Raw genomic sequence first — 19,606 nt, 5'->3', positions numbered from 1 at the left:
CTACACACTCGCGAAAGATGTTCGTGAAACCAAATAGCATCTGGATGGTTCCATGACCGAGCGAAAAATACGCATCTCCGCTCGGTCGTGCCCGATAACTGGCGACGATGGGGCGGACACGGGGCATTTTCGACCGACACCATTGCAATGACGCGAGCCACCCGACACATGAGGGGCCGCGTAGGATCAGGGAGTATACGTTACCCATGTCTCTTGGACAGCAACTTGCACCGCACCTTCCCTTTTTGCGGCGCTACGGCCGGGCCCTGACCGGCAGCCAGATGCACGGCGACAAATATGTGCGCGCCACGCTCGAGGCGATCGTCGCCGCGCCGGAGGAATTTCCGCGCGACGTGGATCCCCGTCTCGGCCTGTACCGGATGTTCCAGGCGATCTGGAATTCGGCGAACTTCGACGAGGTCGGCGACGAGAGTGCAAGCGAGGCCGAAGGTCACGAAGCCGTTGCCCGCGCGCGTCTCGCCCGGATGACGCCGCTGTCGCGCCAGGCGCTTCTGCTGACAGCGATGGAAGGCTTCACGCCCGAGGACGCCGCGTACCTGATCGAGGTCGACACCAGCGAGGTCGACGATCTGGTCGCCGATGCGCTGTCCGAGATCGAGAACCAGACCCGTGCGAAGGTCCTTATCATCGAGGACGAGCCGATCATCGCGATGGATATCGAGACGATCGTGCGCGATCTCGGCCACGACGTCACCGGCGTCGCCGTGACGCGTGACGAGGCGGTCGCGCTGGCGATGGAAACCCGTCCCGGCCTCGTGCTCGCGGATATCCAGTTGGCCGACGACAGCTCGGGCATCGACGCGGTCAAGGACATCCTCGCCGAGTTCGAAGTCCCGGTGATTTTCATCACCGCGTTCCCTGAGCGGTTGCTGACCGGCGAACGTCCCGAGCCGACGTTCCTGATCACCAAGCCGTTCCAGCGTTCGACCGTGAAGGCCGCGATCAGCCAGGCGCTGTTCTTCGATCAGGCGACCGTCCCGACCGCTTAAGGTCGACGGCACTTATCCGGGTCCGTGGCTGTAAGACAGTTACGGACCCAAAACGTCTTTCGCGAGTTTGTTGGTGATGGCTGATCCAAACGAACCAATTCACATCGATACCGAAGATGCACGAGCAGGTGCCACGCCACACATGACCCGGTACATCCTGGCGATCTCGCTAGTGTTGGTCATTGTTATATTTGGCTTTATAATTCTTCGCTAAGCGGGATCGCGTGCGCGTCGCTGGTATTTCCTGCGGCGTACGCCTATGTCTGTCGCGTTCGCACGGCAGTGTTTTATCGGGATTGATCGGATTACCATGACCCAGCCTGCTTTGCCCGTGGATGACGAAAACGATGACGTTGTCGCGCCGGTCGAGCATGTCTCGCTGTCGGATGCCGAGTTCAAGGTTCAACTCGCGCAGGTGATCCCGCATCTACGTGCGTTCGGTCGGTCCTTGTCGGGAAGCCGCGATCTCGCGGACGATCTGGTCCAGGAGACTTTGCTGAAAGCCTGGGCCGCACGTCTCCGCTTCCAGGCGGGTACGAACATGCGAGCATGGACCTTCATCATCCTCCGCAACTTGTATCTCTCGCAGATGCGACGCGCCCGCTTCAAAGGCGAGTGGGACGATCTTGTCGCGGATCGCATCCTCGCAGCACCCGCAAGTCAGGATCGCCACGTCGAGCTCGGCGACATGCAGCGCGCGTTGATGCATCTGCCGCAACCCCAGCGTGAAGCCCTCATTCTCGTGGGCGCTGGTGGCTTCGCCTATGAAGAAGCCGCAGAAATCTGCAGTGTCGCTGTCGGGACAATCAAGAGCCGGGTAGCTCGCGGACGTGTTGCGCTGGAGACGATCTTAACGGACGGCTCGCTTCCGTCGCGTCGCGACCATGAAACCGATACGTCCAAGACGGCGCTTGATTCGATCATGGGTGACGTTGAAGAGCTCAGCCGGGGACGCTGATCTCCGCACTGGTTCAGTTGATGCAGTGCGGCGTGCGGTCTAGACGCCGCAGCATCGATGCCATGTCCTCTGGTACCAAGCATGCATTGTCGAACGCATTCCGTAGTGACTGACCGATCGCGTCAGTGGCACGCGGTGATCGTACGACGTGATGGCCATTATCGTCTCGGCCTGTGATGCAAGATGCGTAAGTCATGCCCGCTACAACGGGCAACTTTCGATTTCGTTGCTTTGTCGTGACACTGTGCAGCAGTCGATATAGCGACGACTGATGTCTTTAGTCTCCCATGAAGTGGCGATAAACGACGCCATCGCGCGCGCGCGACTTTTGTCGCCGTTTCTTTCGCTTATACTCGACCGCGAACCTGTTCTGGCAAAGTCGCTTGCAACGGGCCGGCTCGATCTGTCGTGGTCGAGCGTCGAGCCCGGTATGCCGGTTGCCAAGCGGTTGCGCATCGAACGGCGTGCGATGGCGCTCAACGTTGCGATCGGCGATCTCGCGGGCATATTGGACCTTACCGCCGTAACCGGCGCGCTGACCGATTTCGCCGACTACGCGCTCGACACCGCGATCCGTACCGCGATCGAAGAGCGTACGCCCGGTGCCGAACCCATCGGCTTCACCGCGATCGCGCTCGGCAAGCAGGGAAGCGGCGAACTCAACTATTCCTCGGATATCGACCCTATTCTGCTGTTCGATCCCGAGACGTTGCCCCGTCGACCGCGCGAAGAGCCGGAGCAGGCGGCGGTCAGGATCGGCAAGCGCGTCGTCGAACTGCTCCAGGCACGCGACGGCGACGGCTACGTTCTGCGCGTCGACCTCCGCCTGCGGCCCTCGCCCGAGATCACGCCGATCGCATTGCCGGTCGATGCCGCGATCGGCTATTACGAAGCACAAGCGCTGCCATGGGAACGCGCCGCCTTCATTCGTGCGCGCGCGGCGGCAGGGGACATCGCGCTGGGCCAGCGGTTTCTCGAAGCGATCAGGCCGTTCGTGTGGCGCCGCGCACTCGACTTCGGCGCTATCGGCGAAATCCGCGGTATCTCCGCCCGTATCCGCGATCACCATTCGCAAGGCCAGGCGTTCGGCCCCGGCTACGACTTGAAGCGCGGACGCGGCGGCATCCGGGAAGCCGAGTTCTTCGCGCAGATCCACCAGTTGATTCACGGCGGGCGTGATCGATCGGTGCGGGTACCCGCAACGCGCGACGCGCTCGCTCGGTTGGCCGAGGCTGGATGGATCCGCAGCGACGAATCGCAGGCGCTGATCGCTGGCTACACGTTGCTCCGAACGATAGAGCACCGGGTGCAGATGATCGACGATCGCCAGACGCACGCATTGCCGACCGGTGATGCGCTCGACCGCGTGGCGAAACTGCACGGGCTCGACGATGCGGGCGCGCTGTTGGCGCTGCTCGAACCGCGCGTTACCGCGACCGGCCGGATATACGACGCGCTCGACGATACCGTACGTCCCGCATTCTCGCGCGACGTCGTGACGCTGGAAGCGGATCTCGTCGAGGCGGGCTTCGACGATCCCGAATCGGCACGGCGACGGATCGAAGCGTGGCGGGGCGGCGCCTATCCCGCGCTCCGCAGTCCGGCCGCGCGTGAGGCGCTGGAGGCGGTATTGCCGACACTCGTTCCGGCGTTCGCGGCCGCGCCGGTCCCCCAGGCGGCGCTGCTCCGCCTGGACGCGTTGCTCGAACGCCTGCCGAGCGCGATCAACATCTTCCGCTTGTTGGAGGCGCGGCCGGGCTTGGCCACGTTGCTTGCCGCCATCCTCAGCCACGCGCCGACGCTCGCAGACGATCTGGGACGCCGCCCAGATTTGCTCGACGGCCTGATCGACGCGACCGCGTTCGAACCGGTCGGCGACGTTGCCGCACTCGAGGTCATCATGCGCGCGGGTGAGACGGGCGGCGATTATCAGTCTCGACTAGACCATGTCCGCCGGGTGGTCGGCGAACTGCGTTTCGCGCTCGGGGCACAGATCGTCGCCGGCGCGTCCGATCCGCTCGACGTCGCGGCAGGGTATGCGCGGGTCGCCGAGGCCGCGATCGGCGTCCTTGCAAGTGCGACGATCGAGGAATTCGCGAAGGTCCACGGCCGCGTACCGGACAGCGAACTCGTCGTGCTCGCGCTAGGCCGAATGGGCGGCGCGATGCTCACGCACGCGTCCGACCTCGATCTCATCTATCTGTTTACGGGCGATTTCGCTGCCGAGTCCGACGGGCCAAAACCGCTCGGTGCAACGCTTTACTATAATCGTCTGGCACAGCGACTGACCGGGGCGCTGTCGGTCGCGACGGCGGCGGGCCCGCTGTACCAGATCGACACCCGGTTGCGGCCGTCGGGCGGGCAGGGGCCACTGGTCGTCACGTTCGACAGCTTCGCCCGCTACCAGCGCGAGGATGCCTGGACCTGGGAGCACATGGCGCTCACGCGTGCTCGCCCGGTGTTCGGATCTGTCGCCGCTCGGGATGCCGTTGCGTTGATTGTCCGCGACGTGCTCGAAGGCGACCGACCAGCGCGCGACGTGATCGCCGACGCCCGCACGATGCGTAGCGACATGGCCGCGCACAAGCCGCCCAAGGGCGCGCTCGATGCCAAGCTGCTCCCCGGTGGCCTCGTCGATCTCGAATTCGCAACGCATGTCGTTCAGCTCGTGAACAGGACCGGGTTCGACCCAAATCTCGGCGGTGCGATCGATGCGTTGATTCGCGAAGGCCTCGTCCCGCCGACGCTCCGCCCGGCGCATGATGTCCTCACGCGTCTGCTGGTAACGCTGCGGCTCGTCGCCCCCGATGCCGCGCCGCCGGGGCACGCGACCGAGGACCTCATCGCCCGCGCGATCGGCGTGACGGACTGGGCGGCGGTGGTTGCCACGCTCGAATCGACCCGGCAGGAGGTTCGCCAGTTCTGGGCGAAGGTGACGGGAGAGCAGGATGGATGAAGGTTCGAAGATTCCCGAAATACCGGTGACGATCGACGACGCGGTGGTTTCGCTGGCGAGTCTCGGCGCGCCGCTGGTGGTGTATTTCTACCCAAAGGACGATACGGCCGGCTGCACCACCGAAGCGAAGGACTTTTCCGCGCTTTCCGACGCGTTCGCAGCGGCGGGCGTAACCGTGATCGGCGTATCGAAGGACACTGCCGCGTCGCACGCGAAGTTTACCGCAAAACATGGACTTGCGGTCCGGCTTGCGAGCGATGTCGAGGGTGCAGCCTGCGAGGCTTTCGGGGTGTGGGTCGAGAAGGCTATGTACGGCCGGAAGTATATGGGGATCGAGCGCGCGACGTTCCTGTTCGACGCCGACGGCACGCTGGCGAAGGCTTGGCGCAAGGTCCACGTTGCCGGGCATGCCGAGGCGGTCCTGGCTGCCGCGAAGGCCCTCTGAACAGCCTTCGGTAAGGGCCGGAGATTCGCTCACATTTTGGGCCCGATGTCGTCGTTCGCTTCGTGTTCCATGACGATCGTCTCGATTTGCATCAACTCGCCGCATCAACCTCCCGCTCCGCCGCGCTGATGATGCCGCGCTCTTGCTCGGGACGGCGGTATCCGGCCTAACCACACTTGTCTGAAGCGCGGAGGGGCTGCGAGTCAGGACAAGTTTCGGAGCCGTCCGCCTTGAAGCGAACGGCCCCGCATTTTTGTGTCGGGGACCAATGGTCGATTTTACCGCAGCAGCCATCGTGACGCGCCTCAAGGCCATGTCCGTGGTATATACGTCGTTCACGTTTCGCCGCCTCGCGATCGCCGCTTCGGTGATAGGCATGACCGCTTCCGGCGCCATCGCCGAGGCGCAGGTTGCTCCTTCGGCCACCAGCGCAAAGCGCGTGCATCACGTCGCTGCCTCCGGTGGTCCGATGATCGCTGCGAACGCCGAGGAGGCTACTGCCGATCTTCGCGCCGATGCGCAGTTCCGCACGCTGTTCCAGACCTGGAAAAAGCTCGATGCGACTCAGCAGGGCGTGATCGCGATCCCGTCGGTACAGCCGGTCCACTCGCTCTCGTTCACCAGCAATTTCGGGATCCGCTCGGATCCGTTCCGCGGCACTGCGGCGATGCATGCCGGCGTCGACATTCCCGGCCCGCTCGGTACGCCGATCTATGCCACCGCCGACGGCATCATCGCCCATGCCGGCCGCCAGGGCGGCTACGGCAACATGGTCGAGATCAGCCACGGCAAGGGTATCGCGACCCGCTACGGCCATCTGTCGAAGATCCTCGTCGGGGACAACGCCCGCGTCGTTCGCGGCCAGTTGATCGCGCTGATGGGCTCGACCGGCCGCTCGACCGGCTCGCATCTCCATTACGAAGTCCGCATCGACGGTCACGCCGTCAACCCGGTACCCTTCCTGACGACCGCCGATTACCTTCTCGCCGCACAGGACCGTTCGGTAAAATCGATCCCGGTCTCCACCGGTGGCCCCGCCGCCCAAGACTGAACGCCCTCTAGCTCCCCTCCCTGAAAGGGAGGGGCTGGGGGTGGGTAGGCCAGTTTGCGCCACTGCCCTCGCCATACGCGGAAGCCGACCCACTCCCGCTCGCCGTTTCAGGGAGCAAGAAGAGGCGCCGGCACACGCGCGGCACTGGACTAGGCCCGCAAACCCCAAGGTTGCCGCCGCTACCCCAACCCCCTATCTCCAAGCCATGGCAACGCTGGTTCAAGACATCATCCTCACCCCCTCCGCCGCGGCGCGCGTCGCGGCGATCGCCGCCAAGCAGGGGAAGCCGGCGATCCTGCGTCTCTCGGTCGACGGCGGCGGCTGTTCCGGCTTCCAGTATAAATTCGGGTTCGCCGACTCGGTCGAGCCCGACGACGTGATCGCCGAACATGACGGCGTGAAGCTGGTCGTCGACAGCGTCAGCATCGACCTCGTCCGGGGGTGCGCGGTCGATTACGTCGAATCGCTCGCAGGCGCCGCGTTCAAGGTCGAGAACCCCAACGCCGCATCGGGTTGCGGCTGCGGCTCCAGCTTCTCGGTCTGATCGCCCCATGAAAATCGTCACGTACAACGTCAACGGCATCAAGGCGCGGTTGCCGCGGTTGATCGAGTATCTCACCGAAGACCAGCCCGACATCGTCTGCCTCCAGGAACTGAAGTCGAGCGACGATACCTTCCCGATCGCCGACATCGAGGCCGCGGGCTACGGCGCAGTCTGGCACGGTCAGAAGGCCTGGAACGGCGTCGCGATCCTCGCGAAAAGCGGCACGCCCGTCGTGCGCCAGCGCGGTCTCGATGGCGAGCCCGAGGACGAGCACAGCCGCTACATCGAGGCGGAAATCGACGGCCTGATCGTCGCCGCGCTTTATCTTCCCAACGGCAACCCTCAGCCCGGCCCGAAATTCGACTATAAACTGCGCTGGATGGACCGCCTCGCCGCCCGCGCACGCGTCCTGCTGGCGGAGGAAAAGCCGGCCATCCTCGCAGGCGACTACAACGTGATCGCCAATGACGACGACACCTTCTCCGTCCGCGCGATGCAGGACGACGCCTTGATGCAACCCGAAAGCCGCGAGCATTACCGTGCGCTCGTTGCGCAGGGCTGGACCGACGCGCTGCGCACGCAATTCCCGAAAGGCGGCGTCTGGACGTTCTGGGATTACCAGGCCGGCGCATGGCAGCGCGACGCCGGGTTCCGGATCGACCACCTGTTGCTAAGCCCTCAGGCGGCGGACCGGATGATCGATGCCGGCGTCGACAAGGCGTACCGTGGCCGCGAAAAGGCGAGCGATCACGCGCCGACCTGGGTGCGGCTACGGTGAAAGCTCTTGCGATCGCGCTGGTATCGCTGGCGGCGCTTCACGCGGCAGGTGCGAGCGCGCAGGAACGTGAATATTGTCCTGAGCGACCGGGTATAGACACGCCGGCCTGCACGATGGCGAAGGGGCGCGTGTCGGTCGAAACGTCGATCGCCGACTGGACGCGCGATGATCAGCCTGGCTCGCGCGGCGATAATATCCTGTTCGGCGACACGCTTGTCCGCGTCGGCGTCAGCGACACGATCGAGGCGCGGGTCGGCTGGACGCCGTTCGGACACGACCGGATGCGCGACCAGACCGGCATCGACACCGTGAACGGGATCGGCGACGTGTCGCTCGGCATGAAGGCGAATTTGCGCGACCCTGATGGTTCCGGCCTGTCGATCGCCGTGCTTCCCTATGTCACGCTGCCGGTCGGGCGATCGGGGATCGGCGCTGGCGACTGGGGGACCGGCTTGCTGGTGCCCGTTACCTATGAACTCTCCGACACCGTCTCGCTGGATTTAACGCCGGAGATCGACGCGGCGGTCGACGAGGATGGGAACGGCCGCCATCTGGCATACAGCACGGCAGCGGGGCTATCGGTGAAGCTCGACAAGGCCTTCACGCTGACCGGCGAGGTCCAGGCGCTGCGCGACGATGATCCCGAAGAGCATGCGACACAGGCGCTGGCCGCGCTCTCGTTGGCGTGGTCGGCGAACGACGATCTTCAGTTCGACGTATTCGGTGCCGCGGGTTTGAACCATCACACGCCTGATGCGCGGCTATACGCAGGGGTCTCGCGGAGGTTCTAGATGCTGGTCGGTCTGTTCCTGCTCCAGGCGGCGGCAGGCCCGCCACTTCCGCCGGAACTGCGCAAACGCGCGCCAAGATCGACGATGCCGTGCCCGGTCCAGTCCGATCCCGACGGCGAGATCGTCGTCTGCGCGCGTCCGACAGATCAGCGCCTCGCAACGCTGCCCCAGCCGATTGCCCCGCCGCCCGGAGACCCAATGACGTTTCGCTTGCCCGGCGGCGGCACGGGCAACGTCCACGCGATCCGCACGGAGCTTCCGGGCGCGATCGGGCGGGGGGTGGCGGTGACGCTCAAGATACCGTTCGGCAAGGGCAAGAGGGAGTAGGCCGCAACCCCTTCGTCAGGGTGACGAATAAGAAGCCCCCCTCTACAGCACCCGCTCGTACACCTGATAAACCTTGTTCACCCGGCTCTCGATCGTCTCGGCGATCGAGCGCATCCCCTGGTTGTCGTCGAGGATCCAGCCGATCTCCGCGCGCTTCGCATCATAATGCTGGACCGAGGCGCGGCGGATATATTCGATCATCATGAAGGCCAGCTGGCTCGCCATCCGCGACGCTTGGAGTTCCTTGACCACGCCCATCAACGGCACGCGTACCGTCCGCACTTTCGGCTTGCGCAGCCACCACAACAGCTTGGCCCAGCCGAACGGGAACAGGTTGCCGTTGAGCGGCTTGATCGCCTCGTTCAGGTCGGGGAGGGTAATCATGAACGCGACCGGCCTGCCGTCCAGTTCGGCGATGCGGATCAAGTCGTTGAACACGATCGGCTTAAGCTTGACGCCGACATCCTTGATCTCCGGCGGGGTCAGCGGCACGAACCCCCAATTGTCGCGCCACGCGTCGTTGAGGATCGACAGGATGATCGCCGCCTCCTCCTCGAACTTGGTCTTGTCGACGTTGCGGACGCTAATCCGCGGGTTCTTCTCACCCGACTTGATGATCCGCTGGACGATCGGCGGGAACTGCTTGGTGACATCGACTTCATAGGTCATCAGCTGCTTGATCGGGCGATACTGCGCCCATTCGATCCAGCCACGATATTCGCGCTTGGCGTGGCCCATCATGATCGTCGGCGGATGATCATAGCCGTCGATCAACAGGCCCGGCTCTTCCCAGATCGACATGCTAATCGGCCCCAGCGCCCGCGTCATGCCCTGTTCGCGCAGCCAATCCTCGGCGCGCGCCAGCAGCGCCTGGAACACGTCCTGCCGCTCCGCTTCCATCAGCCCCCATTGGCCGACGCCGGGCCCGAACCCCTGCTCGGGCGGCATCGTCAGCGCCAGCGTATCGATATGCGCCGAGATGCGTCCGACCACCCGGCCATCTTCCTCGGCAAGGAATAGCTGCGCCTTGGCATGGCTGAACCAGCCGTTCTTCTCCGGCGTGATCAGCCCGAGCGCCTCCGACTTCAGCGGCGGCACCCAATGGGGATCGTCGGCATAGAGACGGAACGGCAGATCGATGAAGATCTTGCGGTCCTTCTTGGTCTCGACCGGTCGAATGATGAGCTTGGCCATGTCGTGTCCCCAGAATAGTCGCGCGTATCTAGCCAGCACCGACGGCAAAGGCGAGTGACACGTTCGTCATCGCTTCGACCGCTTACGGTGATCGCGTTTACTCGACGGCCGACAGGGCGCCGCAACCTGTAAATGCCACGCTACCGCCACTATCTTCTTGCAATGGACATGCCCATGGATACCTCGCTCAGCCTCGCTCGCGGCACGGCCGCTACAGCCTCCATCCCCGTGAGCGCGCCGCGCACCGGCGGCGGTATGGAGCGCGTTGCCGACGACAAGGCGATGCTGCGCGCGGCCGCCGACCTGACGCGCGATCTGGTGAAGCCGCGACCGGCAATCTACTGGGCCGACCTGATCGCATCGATGGTCGTCGGCTACGGCGCGCTCGCCGTTGCGGCCACGTCGACCTCGACTCCGGTGGCGATCGTCGCGGGCGTGGTGGCGATGCTGGGCCTGTATCGCGGCCTGAGCTTCATCCACGAAGTCAGCCACATGAAGCACGCATCCGTCCCGAACTTCCGCCTCGGGTGGAATGTGCTCGTCGGCGTGCCGCTGCTGACCCCCTCGTTCATGTATGAGGGCGTTCACAACCTCCACCACGCCAAGACGCGGTACGGCACGGTCGAGGACCCCGAATACCTGCCGCTCGCACTGATGAAGCCATGGACGCTTCCGCTGTTCATCGTGGTATCCGCCCTCGCGCCGATCGCGCTGCTGATCCGGTTCGCGATCCTGTCGCCGATCTCGCTGCTGTCCCCGCAGCTGCGGACGATGATCGTCGAGCGCTACTCCGCCTTGGCGATCAACCCCCAGTTCCGACGCCGCGCCCCCGAGGGCGAAGCGAAGGCCTATTGGGATCGCCTGGAAATCGCCGCGAGCCTGTGGGCGATCACGCTGATCGCGATCACGGTCACCGGCGTGCTGCCGCTACGCGCGTTCGTGACGATCTTCGCCGTCGCATCCGCGTTCGCGGTGCTCAACCAGGTCCGCACGCTGGTCGCGCACCTGTGGGAGAATGACGGCGAGCCGATGACGGTGACCGCGCAGTACCTCGACACGGTCAACGTGCCGCCGCCAGCCCTGCTGCCCGCGCTCTGGGCGCCGGTCGGTCTGCGCTACCACGCGCTCCATCACCTGCTGCCGGGACTGCCCTATCACGCACTGGGCGAGGCGCATCGCCGCATCACCGCCGAACTCGATGCACTCTCGCCGTATCACAAGGCAAGCTATCCCGGATTGCCAGGCCTCGTCAGCAAGATCGCGCGAAGCACGATGGTTCGCCGCTGACAGGGCCATTGACGGGAATGTCGGGCTGGTCGCAAACGACTAGCTCGTCACTTTGCGTTATTTTGCCGCGTCGAACTGCTTGAGTGCCGTAGCCGCGTTCCGACCGACATCACTAGTCGGTGCCAGTCGGGCGGCAGTGCTCCACGCTTCCCGCGCAGCCGCCTCGTCGCCAGCCGACGCCGCGATGTTCCCCGCCTCCAATTGAACCGATGCATCGTCGGCCGATCGCTTCAGCGCCTGGGCGATATCCGACTTTGCGCGCGGCAAATCGCCCATTCGTCGTGCGAGTGTCGCGGACAACAGCCATGCCAGCGGATCGTCGCCCGCCGTCGTCAGCGCAAGATCTAGATCGCTCCGTGCCGCACCCAGTTCGCCGGCTACGACCAGCGCGCGCGCATGGTCGAGTTGCGCCTCGCCCAGCGGCAGTCCGGTCAGCGATCCCGCGGCAAGCGCCGAATCGAGTGCAACGCGCGCCTTCGCGGGCTGTCCGGATGCGAGCCAGGCATTGCCTGCCTGCGCCCAATAGTTCGCTGCTCGCGTATCCCTCGCGACCTGCGCCTCCCGCGCGGCCTCCTCGAACTCCAGGGCCGCCGATGGCCAGTTCTTCTCGGCGGCGAACGCAAGCCCAGCGCATTGCCGCGCGAAATACCGTCCCCCGCTGATCCGCCAGCGACCCGCTTCTGCGCGTGCCGCCGCGGGATCGCTCTGCGTCAGGGCAACGCACCGGGAGAACCGATCGCCCTGCGCATCGACGGGACCGGCGGCAGGACCGGCGGCGGGGGCCTGCGACGCGGCAAGCAACAGTGTCAGGATCATAAGGCGGCGATCACATCCTCCACCGCCCGGATGATGAGGGAAATGTCGCTGTCGCGCGACAGGCGGTGGTCGCCGTCCTTGACCAGCCATGTCTGCACATCGGCTGAACGCAACAACTCGGCGAGCCGCGCGGTCCGCTGCCACGGCACGTCCGGATCGCGCTGGCCCTGGACCAGCCGTACCGGGCCGTCGAATGCGATCTCGCCGAACATCAATCGGTTGGCCTCGCCCGAAGACCAGAAGCGGCGCGTATAGACCGTCGGCTCGGGCCCGTAGGGGTTCTTGCGCTCGATTCGCCCGTTGCTCAGCAGCGCCATCTTCTCGTCGGTGGTAAAGCCCCAGTCGGTAAAGTCCGGCGCAGGCGCGACCCCGACCAGCCCCTTGACCAGATCGGGCCGCATCTTCGCCGCCAGCAGCATCAGCCAGCCGCCCAGCGACGACCCGACGAGGATCGCGGAGTCTTCGACAAGCGCGTCGATCATCGCCAGCACGTCGTCGCGCCAGTCGACCAGGGTCTGGTCCTCGAACGCCCCCTCGCTCTGCCCGCACCCGCCATAATCGAACCGCAGGAATGCCCGTCCCTCGGACTTCGCCCACGCCTCCAACGTCACCGCCTTGGTGCCCGTCATGTCCGAAGCGTACCCCGACAGGAACACGATCGTCGGGCCGGTACCGGGCGTGTGGTGATAGGCGAGGCGAGGACGCTCCTTGACGGGAGGTGTGTTTGCGAGGGGCGGGGCGGCGGCGGGAGCGATATCGGTCATGCCACCAGCTTTAGACTGTCTTCGAGGGGCTGGTGAAGATGTCTTCGATCGCCAGTTCGAACAGTTCGGCGATCTTGAACGCCAGCGGCAGCGATGGATCGTAGCGCCCCGTCTCGATCGCATTGACACTCTGCCGCGACACTTCGAGCCGCTCGGCCAAGTCGCCCTGACTCCAGTCGCGCTCGGCGCGCAGCACCTTGAGGCGGTTCTTCATGCCGCGTGGCCGGCGATCCGGTCGCGCGCCCACAGCCAGACCTGACCGACCAGCAAGCCGGCGCACCACAAGGGAAAGGCGAGGTGGACGGGCTTGTGCGGCACCGCACCGGTATCTTCGAGGAAGCTCCACACCGTCATGACCGACAGCATCAAGGCGGTCGCGATGAGCATGGCGTGGATCAATTTGGCCCGCACATATTCATCCGGCTGTTCGACGATCGCCATCCCCATCGCCCAGATGACCGCAATGATCGGCAGCGCCGGCAGAATCGCGAGCGCGGTAAGCGGGGCCCCGGTCGGCTCGTAGGCCGCCTCGACCATGTTCGATCCCACCAGGAACACCGCGTAGCAGGTCATGCTGGGTATGAAGCGATTGAGATAGCGGCGGTTGGCTTGTCGCATGGTGAGCACGGAAGGTCTCCCTGATTAAGGACAAGCGTGCTTTACATGGCGGCAAGCTGACCTGTCAACCAAGCTTTACAAAATGCCAAGCGTGCATGTCGACAAGACACGCGACGCCGCAGCCCAACGAACCCGTTCTTGGCCTAACCCTGCCTAACCTTCTTTTTTGGACCGGGCGCTTTCGTGCGCCGTAAGATGCGGATTAGATGATGAATTCGACCGTCTTCATCTGCGTCTGATCAGCCGCGACCGCGCCGCGCTTCTCGACCATCTGGCGGTGCAGTTCGGCCACCGTCTCGCTTCCCCGCGTCTTGCACAGCGCAGGCACGAAGGCATGGACCAATGCGCCCAGCCCGCCCTTGATCATCGTCACGCCGAAGCGTCCGGCGACCCCGAAATGCTTGGCATAGCTTTCGCCGACGGTGGCGGGATGGTCGAGGAACAGGCGGCGAAACATCGGCAGTCTCCTGCTTCTCTTTATATCAGCGCGCGGCCAAGGCGTCGACCATCCCCGCGGCCAGCAGGCTCAGAGTGTCGTCACGAGCGCCCATCACCACGATACGGTCGCCCGGCCGAGCTTCCGCGATCAGCGCGGCTGTGGCGTCCGCACGGTCGGCTATATGCCGCGCGTCTCGCCCGCCCTCGATGATCTGCGCGACGATATCGGCACTAGTGACCTCCCGCGTGACCGTCCCGCCGTAATAGGCTGGGTCTGGCAGGACGAGCACATCGTCCTCCGCCATCCGCTCGACGAAGGTCGCGACCAGCGCGCGCCCCATGACCTTCAACGGGCCATAGCCATGCGGCTGGAAGAACAGGAGCAGCCGCCCGGGGAAGGCGTGGAGCGTGTCGAGCGTGGCGGCAATCTTGTCCGGGTTGTGCCCGAAGTCATCGATCACCGCGACCCCGCCCGCCTCTCCGACCAGGTCGAAACGCCGACGCAGACCCATGAACCCCGCGATCGCCTTGACCGCATCGCCGAGCGATACGTCCGCCGCCATCGCCGCCCCGATCGCGGCGAGTGCGTTCGACACGTTATGCCGCCCCGGTACGGCAAGCTTCACAGGTGTCCGCACACCGCGCGAGACAATGTCGAAGCGGATGGCGAACGGCTCCGGCTTCAGGTTCTCGGCGCGCAGGTCGGCCGAGGCGTCGATCGCGAACGTCGTCACCTGACCGCGCGGCAACCGCGCCGCGAGCGCTGCGGCATCGGGGTCGTTGGCGTTCACCACCGCCGTCTCGGCCTTCGCGATGAAGTCCCCGAACAGCACGCGCAGTTCCTCCAGTGATTTGTGATCGAGGCTGACATTGTTGAGCACCGCGATCTTCGGCGCATAGCCCGCGATAGAGCCGTCGCTTTCGTCGACCTCGCTGACGAACGCCTCTCCCCCTCCGACCAAAGCGCTCGCGAACGGCGCGTCGGGGGTGGCGAAGTTCTTCATCACCGCGCCGTTCATCACCGTCGGATCGCGCCCGACCGCGTGCAGGATCCAGCCGATCATGCCCGTAACGGTCGACTTGCCGCTCGTCCCCGCGACCCCGATCGGCAACCGGCTGTCGTTGAACAGCGACGCCAGCATCGCCGCGCGGGTCGAGCGGGTACAGCCAAGCGCCTCCGCCGCGATCATGTCCGGCACGCTCGCCTCGATCGCCGCTGAGGCGATCACCAACTGGTCCGCCGAGACGATCCCGCTGCCGTCCTGCGGGAACAGCGCGACGCCCTTGGCGGCAAGGTCTTCGAACTTGGCGGGCACCCGGCCTTGGTCGAGGTTGCGGTCCGATCCGGCGACGCTCGCGCCACGCCCCGCGAGGATCATCGCGAGCGGCATCATGCCCGAGCCACCGATGCCGACGAAGAAACAGGGTTTGCTGATATCCATCGGCCCGCGATATGGGCGGTTTGGTAACGGGGCAAGGTCGGGAACACGAACAATGCGCATCGGTGTCCTCGCCGCGTCAAGCCGGACCAATCCCGCGGCGATCGCCAAGATCACCGCCTACGCGGCGACTGCGTTCCCTGAGACCGAGCTGGTCTTCCACCCGCAATGCCTGGAGACCGACGGCCATTTTGCCAGCTCGGACTTTCGTCGCGCGGCAGCGTTTCTCGAATACGCCAACGATCCTGCGTTCGACGCGATCTGGTTCCTGCGCGGCGGCTACGGTTCGAACCGCATCCTCGCGATGGTTATGCCCGAACTCGGCCGCGCGGCACGCCACAAGACATATCTAGGCTATTCCGACGTCGGCTTCCTGCTCGGTGCGCTCTACGCCCGGCGGATCGGCCGACCGGTGCACGGCCCGATGGTCAGCGACATCAATCGGCACGACGGCGAAGCGACGGTCGCGCGCTCGCTCGGCTGGATGGTACGCGGCGATCGGGCTGGGCTGGAACCGGGGCTGGACGGGCGGCCGTCGGCGGCGTTCAACCTCAGCATCCTGACCTCGCTGATCGGCACCCCGTGGCTGCCCGACCTGACTGACCACGTCCTGATCGTCGAGGAGGTGTCCGAGCCTATGTACGCGATCGACCGCATGCTCTTCAAAGTCGCCAACGCCACGCAGTTGAAGGGCATCGCCGGCCTCCGCCTCGGCGCGGTCACCGCGGTCCAAGAGAACGATCCGCCTTGGGGCGAGACGCTCGACTACATGATGATCCGCTGGTCGCGCGACATGGGCGTGCCGTATCTCGGGCGGGCGGAGATCGGGCATACTCAGGCAAACCGCGTGGTGCCGTTCGGCGTGGTTTGAAGCGCGCCGACCCAATCCAACCCAACCCAACCCAACCCAACCCAACCCGACCCGACCCGACCCCCCAACCCCGACCGTCACCCTAGCGAAAGCTGGGGTATCCTCGTTGGCGGATGCTGCGACCGGAATGGGGGAGATCCCAGCGTTCGCTAGGATGACGGACAAACGAGGAGGGTGGTGGCAGGCGAACGGCAGCAGGCGGCGGTGCAATAGGGCAACGCCCAACCACCGTCCGAACCCCCACACCATGGCTCCAGCGAAGCGGGTTGCCTATATACCCTACGCAACGGCATAAGCCGCGCTCTTCCAACACGAGAAAGTCCCTCATGTCCGCCATGTTCCGCATTACGCTGCCCGACGGTTCCGTCCGCGAGGTTGCGCCCGGGACTACCCCCGCGGATGTCGCCGCCGCGATCGGACCCGGCCTCGCCAAGGCCGCGCTTGCCGCGCGCATCGATGGTCAGGTCCGCGATCTCAACCGGCCGTTCGAAGGGGACACCCAGCTTGCCCTCGTCACCGCGCGCGACGAAGCGGATGCGCTCGAACTCGTCCGCCACGATCTCGCGCACGTCATGGCGGAAGCGGTCCAGCATCTCTTCCCCGGTACTCAGATCACTTTCGGCCCAGCGACCGACGACGGCTTCTATTACGACTTCGCGCCGAAGGACCGCCCGTTCACCGACGAGGACCTGCCCGCGATCGAAGCGGAAATGCGCGCGATAATCGCCCGGAATGAGCCGTTCCAGCGCGAGGTCTGGTCACGCCAGCAGCTGATCGATCGCTGGACGCAGCAGGGCGAGAGCTTCAAGGCCGAATGGGCGGCCGAACTCCCCGAGGGGGAGGAACTGACGATCTACCGCCAGGGCGAGTGGCTCGACATGTGCCGCGGGCCGCACATGGCGTCGACCGGCAACCTCGACCCCGCCGCCTTCAAGCTCACGCGCGTGTCGGGCGCGTATTGGCGCGGCGACCAGAAGAACGCGATGCTCAGCCGCATCTATGGCACCGGCTGGCTCAACAAGAAGCAGCTCGACCAGCACCTGTTCCGTCTCGAGGAAGCCGCGAAGCGCGATCATCGGAAAATCGGCGCGGAGATGGACTTGTTCCACCTCCAGTCCGAGGCGCAGGGGTCGGTGTTCTGGCATCCCAAGGGCTTCGTGCTGTGGCGCCAGATGGAGGCGTATATGCGTCGCCGCCTCGATGCCGCCGACTATGCCGAGGTGAAGACCCCGCAGCTGATGGACGCCAAGCAGTGGGAGCAGTCGGGCCACTGGGGCAAGTACCGCGAGAACATGTTCGTCGTCCCCGACGAGATCCCGAACGTCGAGGACGAGGGTGCGATCCTGTCGGGGGAGGGCGACCTGATGGCGCTGAAACCGATGAACTGTCCGGCGCACGTCCTGATCTTCAAGCAGGGGATCAAGTCGTACCGCGACCTGCCGATCCGGATGGCCGAGTTCGGCTGCTGCCACCGCAACGAGCCGCACGGCGCGCTGCACGGCATCATGCGCGTCCGCCAGTTCACGCAGGACGACGCGCATATCTTCGTCCGCGAGGACCAGCTCGTCGAGGAAGTGCGCAAGTTCTGCGAGCTGCTCGACAGCGTCTACAAGGATCTCGGCTTCGAGGATTACGCGGTGAAGCTCGCGTTGCGCCCCGAGAAGCGGTTCGGCGATGACGCGATGTGGGACAAGGCCGAGGCGGAACTGCGCGAGGCCGTGATGCAGTCGGGCCTGAGCGACACGATCAAGGCGAACTTCGAGGAACTGCCGGGCGAGGGGGCGTTCTATGCGCCGAAGCTCGAATTCCACCTGACCGACGCGATCGGCCGGACGTGGCAGGTCGGCACGATCCAGTCGGACCGCGTGCTGCCCGAGCGACTCGACGCGTCCTATGTCGGCGCGGACGGCGAGCGGCATCGGCCGGTGATGCTTCACCGCGCGATCCTCGGCACGTTCGAGCGATTCATCGGCATCCTGATCGAGCATCATGCGGGCCGCTTCCCGCTCTGGCTCGCGCCGGTGCAGGTGGTGGTCGCGACGATTGTGTCCGACGCCGACGACTATGCGCACCAGGTCGCCGCGACATTGCGCAAGGCGGGCCTTCGCGTCGAGACCGACCTTCGCAACGAGAAGATCAACTACAAGGTGCGCGAGCATTCGCTGGCGAAGGTGCCGCTGTTGTTCGTGGTCGGCAAGCGCGAGGCGGACGAGGGTACCGTCGCGATCCGGCGTCTCGGCAGTCAGGGCCAGGAGATGATGGCGCTCGCCGATGCGACCGCGCGGGTTGCGATCCAGGCGCGCGCACCCGATATGTAAGTTAAGGGCCGGCTGTTCTAGCGCGTGTTTCTGCGCTATAGGCCGGCCCAAATATTGTCAGAAACTTCAGGAGCAACCCCCATACGTCCTCCCACGATACGCCGGCCGATGCAGACGCCCGCGATGAACGGTCCGCGATTCAACGAATTCATCCAGAGCCAGAAGGTCCGCGTGATCGATCACGAGGGCGAGAATCTGGGGGTGATGTTCACGCGCGAAGCGATCGAGCAGGCCGCCGAACATGGTCTGGACCTGGTCGAGGTGTCGCCTAACGCCGATCCGCCCGTCGCCAAGTTCCTCGATGTCGGCAAGTTCAAGTACGAGGCGCAGAAGAAGGCGAACCTCGCACGCAAGTCGCAGAAGACGCAGGAGATCAAGGAGATCAAGATGCGTCCGAACATCGACGACCATGACTACGACACGAAGATGAAGAAGGTGAACGACTTCATCGGCGAGGGCGATAAGGTCAAGATCACGCTGCGCTTTCGCGGTCGCGAGCTTAGCCACGGCCAGCTCGGCATGAACCTGTTGAAGCGCGTGCAGGACGACGTCGCGGAGATTGCCAAGATCGAGGCGTATCCCCGCATGGAAGGTCGCCAGATGCTGATGGTGCTCGCACCGAAGTAAGGGCGTAGCGACTTTGGTCGCTATTGTTAGATAGTGAAGGCTGGTTGGTCCCAAGGGGCTGGCCGGCCTTTTTCGCGTCTGGCAGTCGCGGGCTTGGGTTGCGCATGGTGGAACTCAAGGCACGAACGGGCGCTTACACCTTGCCCAACTCCGAAAGGGCCCGGGGGTAGGCCAGCCCGTCTTGTTCCCGCGTCTGAACATGTGGAGGCCGACCCGCCCCCGACTCAGTCTTCAGGAACAGGCCAGAACTTCGAGTGAGCACATGCGGGGAGCCTCAGCGGCCCAAGTGCATACCAAGTCCCGCCTTCCATCGACGCCGCACTGCCTTATCGAACTTCAACTCAAAACCGTTGCGTTTTGAAACTAGGGTTTGC

19 protein-coding genes and 1 pseudogene are annotated in these 19,606 nt (G+C 64.9%); 13 read left to right on the top strand and 7 right to left on the bottom strand.

Annotation, left to right across the window (positions count from 1 at the left end; translation table 11 throughout):
• Positions 1-206: 206 nt before the first annotated feature.
• From QFZ54_RS08510 to QFZ54_RS08470, 9 genes and pseudogenes are all read left to right on the top strand, one after another.
• The gene (locus QFZ54_RS08510; RefSeq protein WP_307086290.1) at positions 207-1,010 is read left to right on the top strand and encodes a response regulator; all 804 of its coding nucleotides are present in this window, start codon (positions 207-209) and stop codon (positions 1,008-1,010) included.
• Positions 1,011-1,320: 310 nt separating this feature from the next.
• The gene (locus QFZ54_RS08505; RefSeq protein ID WP_307089347.1) at positions 1,321-1,968 is read left to right on the top strand and encodes a sigma-70 family RNA polymerase sigma factor; all 648 of its coding nucleotides are present in this window, start codon (positions 1,321-1,323) and stop codon (positions 1,966-1,968) included.
• Between the two features lie 271 nt (positions 1,969-2,239).
• The gene (locus QFZ54_RS08500; RefSeq protein ID WP_307086288.1) at positions 2,240-4,924 is read left to right on the top strand and encodes a bifunctional [glutamine synthetase] adenylyltransferase/[glutamine synthetase]-adenylyl-L-tyrosine phosphorylase; all 2,685 of its coding nucleotides are present in this window, start codon (positions 2,240-2,242) and stop codon (positions 4,922-4,924) included.
• Positions 4,917-5,369 (top strand): peroxiredoxin, encoded by a 453-nt coding sequence (locus QFZ54_RS08495; RefSeq protein ID WP_307086286.1) that lies wholly within the window; start codon positions 4,917-4,919, stop codon positions 5,367-5,369. The genes QFZ54_RS08500 and QFZ54_RS08495 overlap by 8 nt, the downstream gene beginning before the upstream one ends.
• 454 nt (positions 5,370-5,823) lie before the next feature.
• Positions 5,824-6,420 (top strand): annotated as a pseudogene (locus QFZ54_RS08490) (M23 family metallopeptidase); the annotation flags it as partial.
• Positions 6,421-6,625: 205 nt separating this feature from the next.
• Positions 6,626-6,964, top strand: coding sequence for an iron-sulfur cluster insertion protein ErpA (gene erpA, locus QFZ54_RS08485; RefSeq protein ID WP_307086283.1), 339 nt, complete (start codon positions 6,626-6,628; stop codon positions 6,962-6,964).
• A gap of 7 nt (positions 6,965-6,971) precedes the next feature.
• The gene (gene xth / locus QFZ54_RS08480; RefSeq protein WP_307086281.1) at positions 6,972-7,742 is read left to right on the top strand and encodes an exodeoxyribonuclease III; all 771 of its coding nucleotides are present in this window, start codon (positions 6,972-6,974) and stop codon (positions 7,740-7,742) included.
• The gene (locus QFZ54_RS08475) at positions 7,739-8,533 is read left to right on the top strand and encodes a transporter (protein WP_307086279.1); all 795 of its coding nucleotides are present in this window, start codon (positions 7,739-7,741) and stop codon (positions 8,531-8,533) included. The genes xth and QFZ54_RS08475 overlap by 4 nt, the downstream gene beginning before the upstream one ends.
• Positions 8,534-8,860 (top strand): hypothetical protein, encoded by a 327-nt coding sequence (locus QFZ54_RS08470; RefSeq protein WP_307086278.1) that lies wholly within the window; start codon positions 8,534-8,536, stop codon positions 8,858-8,860.
• A 42-nt stretch (positions 8,861-8,902) separates the two neighbouring features.
• Here the strand turns inward: QFZ54_RS08470 and QFZ54_RS08465 are convergent, their stop codons facing one another.
• Positions 8,903-10,054: an N-acetyltransferase gene (locus QFZ54_RS08465; protein WP_307086276.1), complete on the bottom strand. Its 1,152-nt coding sequence runs from the start codon at positions 10,052-10,054 to the stop codon at positions 8,903-8,905.
• Between the two features lie 174 nt (positions 10,055-10,228).
• Here QFZ54_RS08465 and QFZ54_RS08460 point away from each other — a divergent pair, with 174 nt between their 5' ends.
• Positions 10,229-11,341 carry a fatty acid desaturase family protein gene (locus tag QFZ54_RS08460; protein ID WP_307086274.1) on the top strand — a complete coding sequence of 371 codons (1,113 nt, stop codon included), beginning with the start codon at positions 10,229-10,231 and terminating at the stop codon, positions 11,339-11,341.
• Between the two features lie 57 nt (positions 11,342-11,398).
• Here QFZ54_RS08460 and QFZ54_RS08455 read toward each other — a convergent pair whose 3' ends face one another.
• The 6 genes from QFZ54_RS08455 to QFZ54_RS08430 form a co-directional block, all read right to left on the bottom strand.
• Positions 11,399-12,157 (bottom strand): hypothetical protein, encoded by a 759-nt coding sequence (locus QFZ54_RS08455; RefSeq protein ID WP_307086273.1) that lies wholly within the window; start codon positions 12,155-12,157, stop codon positions 11,399-11,401.
• Complete coding sequence (locus tag QFZ54_RS08450) at positions 12,154-12,921, bottom strand: alpha/beta fold hydrolase (protein WP_307086270.1); 768 nt, start codon at positions 12,919-12,921, stop codon at positions 12,154-12,156. Before QFZ54_RS08450 ends, QFZ54_RS08455 begins: the two co-directional genes overlap by 4 nt.
• Positions 12,922-12,931: 10 nt before the next feature.
• Entirely contained in the window at positions 12,932-13,135 is a 204-nt protein-coding gene (locus QFZ54_RS08445) for a helix-turn-helix transcriptional regulator (protein ID WP_187504005.1), read from the bottom strand.
• Positions 13,132-13,548 (bottom strand): hypothetical protein, encoded by a 417-nt coding sequence (locus QFZ54_RS08440; protein WP_307086268.1) that lies wholly within the window; start codon positions 13,546-13,548, stop codon positions 13,132-13,134. The genes QFZ54_RS08445 and QFZ54_RS08440 overlap by 4 nt, the downstream gene beginning before the upstream one ends.
• 193 nt (positions 13,549-13,741) lie before the next feature.
• Entirely contained in the window at positions 13,742-13,996 is a 255-nt protein-coding gene (locus tag QFZ54_RS08435) for a DUF6356 family protein (RefSeq protein ID WP_307086267.1), read from the bottom strand.
• A gap of 25 nt (positions 13,997-14,021) precedes the next feature.
• Positions 14,022-15,419, bottom strand: coding sequence for a glutamate ligase domain-containing protein (locus QFZ54_RS08430; RefSeq protein ID WP_307086264.1), 1,398 nt, complete (start codon positions 15,417-15,419; stop codon positions 14,022-14,024).
• Positions 15,420-15,471: 52 nt separating this feature from the next.
• Between QFZ54_RS08430 and QFZ54_RS08425 the strand changes: the two genes are divergently transcribed.
• From QFZ54_RS08425 to infC, 3 genes are all read left to right on the top strand, one after another.
• The gene (locus QFZ54_RS08425; protein ID WP_307086261.1) at positions 15,472-16,287 is read left to right on the top strand and encodes an LD-carboxypeptidase; all 816 of its coding nucleotides are present in this window, start codon (positions 15,472-15,474) and stop codon (positions 16,285-16,287) included.
• Positions 16,288-16,613: 326 nt separating this feature from the next.
• Positions 16,614-18,605: a threonine--tRNA ligase gene (thrS, locus tag QFZ54_RS08420; protein ID WP_307086259.1), complete on the top strand. Its 1,992-nt coding sequence runs from the start codon at positions 16,614-16,616 to the stop codon at positions 18,603-18,605.
• A gap of 108 nt (positions 18,606-18,713) precedes the next feature.
• Positions 18,714-19,232 (top strand): translation initiation factor IF-3, encoded by a 519-nt coding sequence (gene infC / locus QFZ54_RS08415; RefSeq protein WP_307086256.1) that lies wholly within the window; start codon positions 18,714-18,716, stop codon positions 19,230-19,232.
• The last annotated feature ends 374 nt before the right edge of the window (positions 19,233-19,606 follow it).

It is taken from the genome of Sphingomonas faeni, assembly GCF_030817315.1.
GTDB classification, from domain to species: Bacteria; Pseudomonadota; Alphaproteobacteria; order Sphingomonadales; family Sphingomonadaceae; genus Sphingomonas; species Sphingomonas faeni_C.
Note: the sequence above shows the minus strand (reverse complement) of the source record. Positions and strands in the feature narration are given on the sequence as shown.